Below are 11,652 nucleotides of genomic sequence, written 5' to 3'. Positions count from 1 at the left end.
AGGTGAGCCTATATTCCGCGCTCTACGCTGGCGTTTCCGGCCTTTCGGCGCAATCGAGCGCGATGGCGACGGTGGCCGACAACATCACCAACATCAACACCGTGGGCTATAAGGGCGTGGAGGCGCAGTTCCGCAGCCTCGTTACCGACGGCACTATCGTCACATCCTATTCCGCAGGCGGAGTGGCCGCAGCGCCGCACGCGATGATCTCCAAGCAGGGCCTGCTGCAGGCGTCTTCCAGCACCACCGATCTCGGCATAGACGGCGCGGGATTTTTCGTAACGCGCAGCGGCATCAACCCGACAGACCAGATCGCGTTCACCCGCGCAGGCTCGTTCCGGCCCGATGAGGAGGGCTTTCTGCGCAACAGCGCGGGCTATTATCTCCAGGGCTGGGCGCTCGACAACAACGGTAATTATGTCAACACCGGCAATCTATCCGCGCTTAGCCCTGTTAGAGTGGGCGAGCTGACCGGCACCGCCACGGCGACCACCCGCCTTCAGATGCGCGCCAACCTGCAATCGACGACAGGCGCCTTCACCGGCGCCTATGCTGCGGGCAACATGGCGACGGGTGCGGTGACGCCCGCCTTCTCCCGCTCGCTCGACGTGTTCGATGCGCAGGGCGGTCCGCACCGCCTCAACCTCTCCTTCCTCAAGACTGCGCCCAACGTCTGGCAGGCGGAAATATACGCTTCTCCCGCGAGTGACGTCACCGCCGCCAACGGCCTGCTGGTAAGCGGCACGATCACCTTCAACCCTGACGGCAGCCTCAACGTGGGGGCAAGCAGCCCCGCCTTGTTCGGCACCATCACGCCGGTCTGGACCAACAGCGCGGCGGCAGACCCGATCCAGCTCGAACTCGGCACGCAGAACGGGCTTGATGGCCTCACTCAGTTCGGCAGCACCAGCGCGATGATCAGCTCGATCGTCAACGGTGGCCTGCTCGGCAACATCGCCTCGGTCGAGGTAGACAAGCAGGGCCGCCTCTCCGCTATCTTTGAAGACGGCACCGCGCGCGAGCTGTATCAGCTCCCCCTCGCGACCTTCCCCAACCCGGACGGCCTTACCCGTCTGCCGGGCAATGGCTTTTCGATGTCGGACGGTTCCGGCGCGCCTGCGCTGAACGAACCGACCGTGTTGGGCGCGGGCGCGATTTCATCCGGCACGCTCGAGGGGTCGACCGTCGATCTGGCGGAGGAATTCACCAACATGATCCGCTTTCAGCGCGCCTACAGCGCCGCTTCGCGCATCATTACGACGGTGGACGACATGCTTCAGGAAGTGAGCAACCTCAAGCGATGAGGGATAGGTCATGATCCCGACTGAGCGCGCAACATTCTCATCCCCTCCTCTTCAGGCGAGGGGACCGAGGGGTGGGGTCGATTCATGTCGCTGACGGATATCTTCAGCTCTGCCCGATCCGGCCTTTCCGCCGCTCAATCCGCGTTGAAAACCGTGTCTACGAACATCGCCAATGTCGGCACGCCCGGCTATGCGCGCGAGGCGGTGAGCCTCACCACGGCGGTGGTGCAGGGCCGCGTGACGGGCGTCAATGTCGGCGAGCCGAGCCGCATCGCCGACCAGTTCCTCGAAGACCTCGTCTATGGCCGCGCGGGCGAAGCCGGGCGGGCGGAGGCGGAGGCAGGCTATCTCGACCGGCTGCAATCGCTGCTCGGCCAACCGGGAGCGGAGGGCGGCATTCCTGCGCGGATAGACGCGCTCTCCGCTGCCGCCACGGCGATGACCGGCCTGCCCAACTCGCCGCAGACAGTCGGCAATTTCGTGGCGCAGGTGCGCGACGCGATCGCCTCGCTTCAGCAACTCGGGCAGGATGCCAATCAGGTGCAGGCTGATGTCGAGGCCGAGATCGGCTATGATGTCGAGCGCGCCAACAGCCTGCTACTGCGCATCCATCAGCTGAACGGCGAGGTCGCGCGGCTGGACGGGCTGGGGCGCAGCGCGTCGGGCGCGGCAGACAGGCGGATGCAGGCGGTGGAAGAACTCTCCGGCCTCATCTCCATCAGCGTGCGCCACCAGACCGACGGGCGCATCACGATAGACAGCGCGGACGGCAAGGTGCTGCTTGATCGGCAGCTGCGCCAGCTGGATTACGCGATCCCCGGCGGCGGGGTGGCGCAGGGCAAATATCCACCCATCGCCATCCGCTTCGCCAATGACGTGGGCACGCCCGGCGCATCGACCGGCGACCAGCTCTCCGGCGCGGCAAGCGGCGGCGCGATCGGTGGCCTCGTCAACATGCGGGACAGCGTGGTCCCCGGCTTCACAGACCAGCTCGGCCTGCTGTTCGGCGGCCTGGCCGAAGCAGTGAACAGCGCCTCCAACGCCGCTACCGCCATGCCGCCGCCCAACGCACTCGGCGGGCGGCCTACCGGGCTGCTCGGCACGGACAGGCTCGGCTTTTCGGGGCAGGCACAGTTCGCGGTAACGGACGCGCAGGGCACGCTTGTCGCCAGCACTACGATCGATTTCGGCGCCCTGGGCGCGGGCGCGACCGTCAACACAGCCATCGCCGCGATCAACACCGGATTGGGCGGCGCTGCGACCGCGAGCATAGACGCGCAAGGCGTGCTCAGCATCATAGCCACCGCACCCGGCAACGGCCTTTCCATCGGGCAGAGCACGCCGCCGTCTGACCGCGCGGGCATAGGCTTCTCGCAGTTCTTCGGGCTGAATGACGTGATCCAGAGCGCAAACAGCGCACTTGCCCCCACCGGCTTCGTCCCTACTGATCCGCATGGCTTCATCACCGGCCAGACTGTCGAGCTGATGCTGCGCGACGCCACCGGGCGCGAACTCGCCAGCGCCTCGCTCAGCCCGCAGACGGGCGGCACGTTCGGCGCGCTCGTCACCAGCCTCAACGCCGGCGCGCTCTCCGCCTATGGCAGCTTCAGCATGGATGCGAAGGGCCGCTTCGTCTTCACGCCCCAGCCCGGCTATGCGGGGGCGCGCCTCTCCATCCCCTCGGACTCGACCGATCGCGCAGGCACCGGGCGCACCTTCACTACGCTTTCGGGCCTCACCGGCGCATGGGCGGGGATCGAAAGCGGCGCCGTGCGCAAGGAGCTGGTCGGCAACCCCAGCCGCCTGCCGCTCGCCACGCTCCAGCACGGCATCGCCATCGGTAGCCGGGCGTTGGGCAGCGGGGACGTCAGCGGCGCGCTCTCCATCGTCAATGCGCTCAACGCAGTGCGCGATTTCTCCGGCCATGGCATGGCGAGCCTGCAACGCTACACCAGCGATCTGGTGGGCGGCATCGGCTCCACCGCGGCGCTGGCGCAGGACCGCATGACCGACGCCGCCGCGCGCAAGGCCGACGCCGTCAACAGGCGGGACAGTTTCTCCGGCGTCAATCTCGATGAGGAACTCTCGCAGATGGTAGTGCTGCAAAACAGCTATGGCGCGTCCGCCCGCGTGATAACCGCCGCCAGCCAGATGTATGACACGCTGATCGAGATGATGCGATGACCCGCGTAGCCTCCATCCCGCTGCAAGTCACGATGGCGAGCGCGATCCAGCGCGCGCAGGCCGATCTCGCCGTCACGCAACAGCGCATATCCACCGGCAAGAAGGCGCTCGATTATGCGGACCTCGGCTCGGTCGCGCCGCGCATCCTCTCCGCCCATGCGATGCTCGCCCGCGCCGACGCGCACGCCGCCACCGGCGATCAGGTCTCGACGACGCTCTCGATCTACGACGCCAGCATGACGACGATCGATACGGCCACCGGTTCGCTGCGCCAGACGCTGATGCAGGCGATCGGCACCGGCCAGACGACCGGCCTTCAGGCGGCAATCGAGGGCGCGTTCCACAGCTATCGCACTAGCCTCAACGCCAGCGAGCGCGGCGTGGCGCTGTTCGGCGGCGGGCAGACGCTCGATACCCCGTTCAAGGTCGATCAGCTCCCCAACCTCGTCGGCACCACGCCCGCCAGCGTCTTCACCAACGATCAGGTGAAGGCCACCGCCGAAGTCGCAGAGGGGCAGCAAATCCAATACGGCCTGCTGGCGAGCGATGTGGGGAACGATCTCTATCTCGCGTTTCGCTCGCTCGCCGAAGCAGGGACTTTCGGTACCACGCCGACAGCAGCCCAGAGCGCCAAGATGAACGAGGCGCTGACCTATCTCGACAGCGGCCTCACGCAGCTCCGCACCGCCCAGGCCGATAATGGCCTCCGCCTCCAGCAGATCGACACCCTCACCCAGCGCGCGCAGGACCGCAGCCTGCTGTGGCAGGACATCGTCTCGAAGAATGAAGACGCCGATCTCGCGCAGGTGGCGATAGACCTCACGCGCCAGCAAATGGTGCTCGAGGCAAGCTATTCGATCTTCGCCAAGCTCTCGAAACTGAGCCTCAACGATTATTTGTGAGGGGGTGGAGCGGGCGCGGGAGGCAATGCATCCAGCAGCGCGTCATCCTCTCCCGCTACTGAGACAGCCGGAATCGCCGCCATGGCGCGGGTTATGCCATCACTCGTCATCGCGCTGGCCGGGCCTGTCAGCAGCGCAAAGGCGGGGCCGGAAGGCAGGCGCGCGAACGCCGCCCCGTAGCGCCCCCGTAACGCAGCCACGCCCCGCTCGTCCCCCAGCATTGCGAGCGCAACCGCGCGCCGCAGGATCAAGGCCTGATCGACAGCGGACAACGCGCCTTTCATGGGCAGCGCGCCCGCCCCCGCCGCCAGTGCGCGCCAGTCCCGCCGCCGCCACAGCATCTCGGCGCGAAGGGCATCCAGCTCCGGCTGATCTTCGGTCAGGGCCAACGCCTCGCCGATCCGCCCCAGCTGATAGAGCGCCACCGCCTGCACATGCCGCCGCGCGGCGAGGCTCGCTGGCGGATAAGCCGGCTGCTCGCTCTCCCGCAGCGCGAGGATCGCCTTGCCCGGCAGTCCGCCGAGCAGATAAAGCCGCGCTACCTGCGCTGAAATGGGGCCTTTTTCCACATCCTTGGCGCGCGCGCGCATCTGATAGCTCAGCAGATCCGCCGCGCGCTCATAAAGCCCCGCCCCCGCCAGCCGCCCGGCCAGCAGGTCCAGCATCCGGTCGCCCTGCGGCCCGGTTGGCGCAAGGTCGCGATTGTCCCAGAACAGCCCAGCCGCGTCCGCCAGTTTCAGCTTGCTCGCAGGGTCGAGAATGGCGAACATCCGTTGCTGGCACGCCGCCAATATCTCCACCGCACGCTCACCCGGCTCGCCATAGCGCAGCAGCATGCCGCCAAAGCGCAATGCGGCTAAGGCATCCCGCTTTCGTTCGGCCAGATCATAGCCCAGCGTGAGCGCGCGTTGCTCCACTTCGCCGCCGCGCCACAGGAACAGGATGCGCTCGGTTCGCTTCAGCGCCTCGGGAACCGGCATCTGATGGCGGGCGACGAGCGACTCCACCAGCGCCAGCTCCGCTTCGATCCGGTGCTCCGGCCCGCCACCCTGCCGCACCCGGTCCAACCGCAGCCGCCCTTCCGGCAGGTTTCCCAGCGCAATCAGCGCCTCACCGCGCAGGATGTTGGCCGCGTCGTCATGATCCGACAGTTGCGCCAGCCAGTCGAGCGCGGTGCGGGCATTGTTGGTGCGGATTGCCGCCCACGCCGCCGCGCGGATGAAGGTACCCGCGCGCTCTAGCCGCCGCGCATTCACCGCCGGAATCGAGCATTTCAGCTCCGCCATCGCCGCACCTGCCCTCTGCGCCTGCACCTGCGCCAGTAAGCGCCACAGGCACGCCTCCGGGTTGCGCGCCAACATCGGGTCGGTCAGCATCGCCAGTGCCTCTGCCGGGCGCGTGAGCATGGCGAGCGCGACGCCCCGCGCCAGCCGATAGCCGGGCACCAGCGCCATGTCGGCATCATCCGCCAACATCGTATCGAGCGCGCCGAGCGCTTCTGCCGCGCGCCGCGCGCCGATCTGGCCCAGCGCATAGTCCCACCGCGCCGCCTGCCGCTCTGAGGTAGGAGCCAGCGCCAGCCGTTCCAGCGCATCCTCGGGCAATGGTCCCGCCCACAGTTCCGGCCCGCGCGGCAGCGGGCGGTTGGCGAGTTTCGCCGCAAAGCCGGGCAGGCGCGCGCTGCTGAGCGGGATTACAGGTGCCGGGCTCGCAAATGCCGGAGGGGCGACAGGCACCGAGTGGTCCGCCTCGGGCGCCGTCGATCCAAGCATCAGTGGCAGCGCGGCTGCCAGCAATCCCGCGCGCCTCACGGCCTGTTTCCATAGAGCGAAGCGGCCAGTTCCGGCATCTGATGCGGCAGTGCAGTAAGCGCCGCGCCGCCGAGCGCGCAGCCGATCAGGAACAGCAGGGCGGGAATGAGCGGGAAAGTACTGGCTCGCCGAGGCGCATGGTCGGCCGCGCCCTGCTCTGCCGCATCATCGCCCACATCATCGGTCGCAACCGCGCCTCCTTCGCTGCCATCGGCAGGCGCGCCGCTGCCCGCCATGGTCACCGCCCTTACCGGCTTGGGCTTCTGGTCCTGGCTCATATCCGCATTGCCTCCGTGCCGGCCTGCGGGCGCAGGCATTTCCCTCCTATTATAGGAAGATGCCCGCTCTCCGCCGCCGTTCCGTCCTGCCCCGCCGCCCGCTGTTCATCGGCATGATGGCCGCGCTTTCGGGCGCTGGGCTGCTCGTCGGCCCGGCGGAAGCATCCGAAGGCGGTGGCAAGAGCGGCAGCGCGACGCTGGTGCCGATGGACGAGATCGCGGTGCCGATCATCGACGGCGCGCATATGGAGGGGATCTTGCGCTTCACGCTGGTGCTGCGCGCGCACGATCCGGCGGCGGCGGCGAGGCTGGGCGCGTCGATCGCGAAGCTGCGGTCCGTGGCAATGGTGGCGGGGATGGACTTCGCCCGCTTGCGCGCCTCCCCGTTCAGCGCGGTCGACGTCACCCACCTCGTCCGCTCGCTCGACAAGGCGCTGAAGGCGGCCGACCCGGGTGTCAGCCAGGCGCTGGTGGTACGAGTAGGCGCCGCAGCGCGTTAGCTGATCCGAAACGCGCTTGCTGCGCAGCGTTTCGGATAGCGGCACCAGCCCTCTCCCCCTCCCAACCTCCCATAAGATACCCTGTCGGGAGGTTGGGAGGGGGAGAGGGCCGGAGCGGCAACAACAAATACGCTCTTTTCCCCTTCCCAATTTCCAACAGCCACCCTATATGGTGTTGGAACGCGGGGCCTCCGGGCACCGCGCCTCTCCTTGTCCGGGCCACGGTCTGAATGGCGATCAGACCGCGACGAATGGGGCAAAAACGGGAGGTTCCCAATCGCTGACAGTGCGGATCGGACAGCCCCGGCCCGCACTTTTTTGCGTTGTTGCGGCTTCCGCTCGCGCGCCGAATCGGCTGAATTTTCGCTGCGATGCGAAAGATTTTTTTGATTGGCACCCGTCCAAAAAGGCGAACGAGACTATGGCGACCAAAGCTGCCCCCACTTCGACAGCAAAAAAGCGCATCCGCAAGGTTTTCGGCAACATCCACGAAGTGGTGCAGATGCCGAACCTCATAGAGGTGCAGCGCGAAAGCTATGAGCAGTTTCTGCGCTCCGATCCCAAGATCGGTTATGTCTCCGGCCTCGAAAAGACGCTGCGCAGCGTTTTCCCGATCCGCGATTTCGCCGGCACCGCCGAGATGGACTTCGTCCACTACGAGCTGGAAGACCCGAAATACGACGTCGAGGAATGCCGCCAGCGGGGCATCACTTTCGCAGCGCCGATGCGCGTGACCCTGCGCCTCATCGTGTTCGAAGTGGATCAGGATACCGACACCCGCTCCGTGCTCGATATCAAGGAGCAGGATGTGTACATGGGCGACATGCCGCTCATGACCGAGAACGGCACCTTCTTCATCAACGGCACCGAGCGCGTGATCGTCAGCCAGATGCACCGTTCGCCCGGCGTGCTGTTCGATCATGACCGCGGCAAGACGCACTCTTCCGGCAAATATCTCTTCGCCGCCCGCGTGATCCCCTATCGCGGCAGCTGGCTCGATTTCGAGTTCGATGCGAAGGACATCGTCAACGTACGCATCGACCGCAAGCGCAAGCTGCCCGTCACGGCGCTGCTCCACGCGCTCGGCCTCAACAACGAGGAAATCCTCGGCGAGTTCTATAACAAGGTGACGTTCCTGCGCGGCGAAGGCGGCTGGCAGATCCCGTTCACGGTCGAGGCATGGCGCGGCCAGAAGCCCGCGTTCGACATCATCGACGCCAAGACCGGCGAGGTCGTGTTCCCCGCCGGGCAGAAGATCAGCCCCCGCGCCGCCAACAAGGCGGGCAAGGACGGCCTTGAGACCCTGTTGATTCCGACCGAGGAAATCTTCGGTCGCTATTCCGCCTATGACCTCATCAACGAGACGACGGGCGAAATCTACATCGAGGCGGGCGACGAGGTATCGCCTGAGAATCTCGAAAAGCTCGACAAGGCGGGCATCGACCGCATCGAGCTGCTCGATATCGACCATGTGACGACCGGCCCGTGGATCCGCAACACGCTGAAGGCCGACAAGTCCGAGGACCGCGACCACGCGCTTGCAGATATCTATCGCGTGATGCGCCCCGGCGAACCGCCGACCCGCGAAACGGCCGAAGCGCTGTTCGCCGGCCTGTTCTTCGACGCCGAGCGCTACGATCTCTCGGCTGTGGGCCGCGTGAAGCTCAACATGCGCCTTGGCCTCGACGCTGAGGACACCATCACCACCCTGCGCCGCGAGGATATTCTTGCCGTCGTCAAGGAACTGGTGAACCTGAAGGACGGCAAGGGCGAGATCGACGATATCGACAATCTCGGCAACCGCCGCGTCCGCTCGGTGGGCGAGCTTCTGGAAAACCAGTATCGCGTCGGCCTGCTGCGTATGGAGCGCGCGGTGAAGGAGCGCATGTCGAGCGTGGACGTGTCCACCGTGATGCCGAACGACCTCATCAACGCCAAGCCCGCAGTGGCCGCCGTCCGCGAGTTCTTCGGTTCCAGCCAGCTCTCGCAGTTCATGGACCAGACCAACCCGCTTTCGGAAGTCACCCACAAGCGCCGCGTTTCGGCGCTCGGGCCGGGTGGCTTGACGCGTGAGCGCGCAGGTTTTGAAGTGCGCGACGTGCACCCGACCCATTATGGCCGCATCTGCCCGATCGAGACGCCGGAAGGCCCGAACATCGGCCTGATCAACTCGCTGGCCACGTTCAGCCGCGTCAACAAATATGGCTTCATCGAGACGCCCTACCGCCGCATCGTGGATGGCAAGGTGACGGGCGATGTCGTCTATCTCTCCGCCATGGAAGAGGCGAAGCACACGATCGCGCAGGCGAACGCCGAGCTGAACCCGGACGGCAGCTTCGCCGAGGATCTCATCTCCGCGCGTGAGGCGGGCGAGTTCCTGATGGCACCGCGCGACCATATCACCCTGATGGACGTGTCTCCCAAGCAGCTCGTCTCGGTCGCGGCATCGCTCATTCCGTTCCTGGAGAATGACGACGCCAACCGCGCGCTGATGGGATCGAACATGCAGCGTCAGGCCGTGCCGCTGGTGCGCGCCGAGGCGCCGTTCGTCGGCACCGGCATGGAAGAGACGGTGGCGCATGACTCCGGCGCCGCAATCGCCGCGCGCCGCACCGGCGTCGTCGATCAGGTCGATGCGACCCGTATCGTTATCCGCGCCACCGAAGATGTGGAGCCGGGCAAGTCCGGCGTCGACATCTACACGCTGATGAAGTTTCAGCGCTCGAACCAGGACACCTGCATCAACCAGCGCCCGCTGGTTAAGGTGGGTGAGCTGGTCCGCGCCGGAGACGTGATTGCCGATGGCCCGTCGACCGAGCTGGGCGAGCTGGCACTGGGCCGCAACAGCCTCGTCGCGTTCATGCCGTGGAACGGCTACAACTATGAGGACTCGATCCTCATCTCCGAGCGCATCGTGAAGGACGACGTGTTCACGTCCGTCCACATCGAAGAGTTCGAAGTGATGGCCCGCGACACCAAGCTCGGGCCGGAAGACATCACGCGCGACATACCCAATGTCGGCGAGGAAGCGCTGCGCAACCTCGACGAGGCGGGCATCGTCTACATCGGCGCCGAAGTTGAGCCGGGCGACATTCTCGTCGGCAAGATCACGCCTAAGGGTGAAAGCCCGATGACACCGGAGGAAAAGCTGCTCCGCGCGATCTTCGGCGAGAAGGCAAGCGACGTGCGCGACACCTCGCTGCGCCTGCCGCCGGGCGTTGCCGGCACGATCGTCGAGGTGCGCGTGTTCAACCGCCACGGCATCGACAAGGACGAGCGCGCGATGGCGATTGAGCGTGAGGAGATCGACCGTCTCGCCAAGGACCGTGAGGACGAACGCGGCATCCTCAACCGCGCCACCTTCAACCGCCTGCGCGAGATGCTGCTCGGTCAGGTCGCCACCGCCACGCCGAAGGGCGTGCGCAAGGGCGAGCAGATCACCGACGAGCTGCTCGAAAGCGTCGAACGCTATGAGTGGTGGAAGTTCGCGGTGGCGGACGATGCCGTTCAGTCGAACCTCGAGGCGGTGAAGGCGCAGTATGACGACGCCGTGAAGCTGATCGTCGAGAAGTTCGAGGACCGCGTGGACAAGCTCCAGCGCGGCGACGAGCTGCCGCCGGGCGTACTCAAGATGGTCAAGGTGTTCGTCGCGGTGAAGCGCAAGCTGCAGCCGGGCGACAAGATGGCCGGCCGCCACGGCAACAAGGGCGTCATCTCGCGCATCCTGCCGGTGGAAGACATGCCGTTCCTTGAGGATGGCACCCCGGTCGACATCGTCCTGAACCCGCTGGGTGTGCCCTCGCGCATGAACGTGGGGCAGATCTTCGAGACGCATCTGGGCTGGGCCGCGCGCGGTCTGGGCCAGCAGATCAAGGCTGCCCTTGAGGACTGGCGCGAGGCCAATCCGAATCCGGAGGCCGCCGCGCCGCCGGAAGCGGTGAAGGAGCGCCTGCTGACCGTCTATGGCGACAAATATGCTGACGAGATCCGCGGCTATGACAATGATCAGATCGTCGAGCTGGCTTCGAACCTCGTCACCGGCGTGCCGATGGCAACCCCGGTGTTCGACGGCGCGAAGGAAGCGGACGTTGCCGACATGCTCAAGCTCGCTGGCCTGCACGAGAGCGGCCAGTCGGACCTATATGACGGCCGCACCGGAGACAAGTTCGACCGCAAGGTGACGGTGGGCATCATCTACATGCTCAAGCTGCACCACCTGGTCGACGACAAGATCCACGCCCGCTCGATCGGCCCCTACTCGCTCGTCACCCAGCAGCCGCTGGGCGGCAAGGCGCAGTTCGGCGGCCAGCGCTTCGGTGAAATGGAGGTCTGGGCCTTGCAGGCCTACGGCGCTGCCTACACTTTGCAGGAAATGCTCACGGTCAAGTCCGACGACGTTGTCGGCCGCACCAAGGTCTATGAGGCGATCGTCAAGGGCGACGACACCTTCGAGGCCGGCATTCCGGAGAGCTTCAACGTGCTGGTCAAGGAAATGCGGTCGCTCGGCCTCAATGTCGAGCTGGCGGCGCTGGAAGACCTCAGCGACGAGGGACCGGACGAACTGCCGGAAGCCGCGGAGTAACCAATCCTCCCTCTCCCGTTCGCGGGAGAGGGTCGGGGTGAGGGGCGAGCGCAGAGAGCGGCGCCCTCACCCTCCCACCGCCTGACGGCGG

The 11,652-nt window shown here is 66.2% G+C and carries 7 protein-coding genes; 5 read left to right on the top strand and 2 right to left on the bottom strand.

Annotation, left to right across the window (positions count from 1 at the left end):
- The first annotated feature begins 2 nt into the window (after positions 1-2).
- The 3 genes from OOT33_RS12060 to OOT33_RS12050 all read left to right on the top strand — a co-directional run bounded on the left by OOT33_RS12060 (position 3) and on the right by OOT33_RS12050 (position 4,390).
- Complete coding sequence (locus tag OOT33_RS12060) at positions 3-1,304, top strand: flagellar hook-basal body complex protein (protein ID WP_307750265.1); 1,302 nt, start codon at positions 3-5, stop codon at positions 1,302-1,304.
- Positions 1,305-1,388: 84 nt separating this feature from the next.
- Positions 1,389-3,488, top strand: a complete 2,100-nt coding sequence (locus OOT33_RS12055) for a flagellar basal body rod C-terminal domain-containing protein (RefSeq protein ID WP_307750264.1) — start codon at positions 1,389-1,391, stop codon at positions 3,486-3,488.
- On the top strand, positions 3,485-4,390 hold the full coding sequence (locus tag OOT33_RS12050; RefSeq protein ID WP_307750263.1) for a flagellin: 906 nt from the start codon (positions 3,485-3,487) through the stop codon (positions 4,388-4,390). The genes OOT33_RS12055 and OOT33_RS12050 overlap by 4 nt, the downstream gene beginning before the upstream one ends.
- Here OOT33_RS12050 and OOT33_RS12045 read toward each other — a convergent pair.
- Both OOT33_RS12045 and OOT33_RS12040 read right to left on the bottom strand, forming a co-directional pair.
- A complete protein-coding gene (locus OOT33_RS12045) occupies positions 4,381-6,201 on the bottom strand; it encodes a hypothetical protein (protein WP_307750262.1) in 1,821 nt (606 codons plus the stop codon). The two genes, OOT33_RS12050 and OOT33_RS12045, sit on opposite strands and share 10 nt — an antisense overlap.
- The gene (locus OOT33_RS12040) at positions 6,198-6,479 is read right to left on the bottom strand and encodes a hypothetical protein (RefSeq protein ID WP_307750261.1); all 282 of its coding nucleotides are present in this window, start codon (positions 6,477-6,479) and stop codon (positions 6,198-6,200) included. Before OOT33_RS12040 ends, OOT33_RS12045 begins: the two co-directional genes overlap by 4 nt.
- Before the next feature lie 59 nt (positions 6,480-6,538).
- Between OOT33_RS12040 and OOT33_RS12035 the strand changes: the two genes are divergently transcribed.
- A complete protein-coding gene (locus OOT33_RS12035) occupies positions 6,539-6,979 on the top strand; it encodes a hypothetical protein (protein ID WP_307750260.1) in 441 nt (146 codons plus the stop codon).
- A gap of 421 nt (positions 6,980-7,400) precedes the next feature.
- The gene (gene rpoB / locus OOT33_RS12030; protein ID WP_307750259.1) at positions 7,401-11,561 is read left to right on the top strand and encodes a DNA-directed RNA polymerase subunit beta; all 4,161 of its coding nucleotides are present in this window, start codon (positions 7,401-7,403) and stop codon (positions 11,559-11,561) included.
- Positions 11,562-11,652: the final 91 nt, after the last annotated feature.

This window comes from Sphingobium sp. DEHP117, assembly GCF_030867385.1.
GTDB lineage: Bacteria > Pseudomonadota > Alphaproteobacteria > Sphingomonadales > Sphingomonadaceae > Sphingobium.
This window is presented reverse-complemented; position numbering and strand designations above follow the sequence as displayed.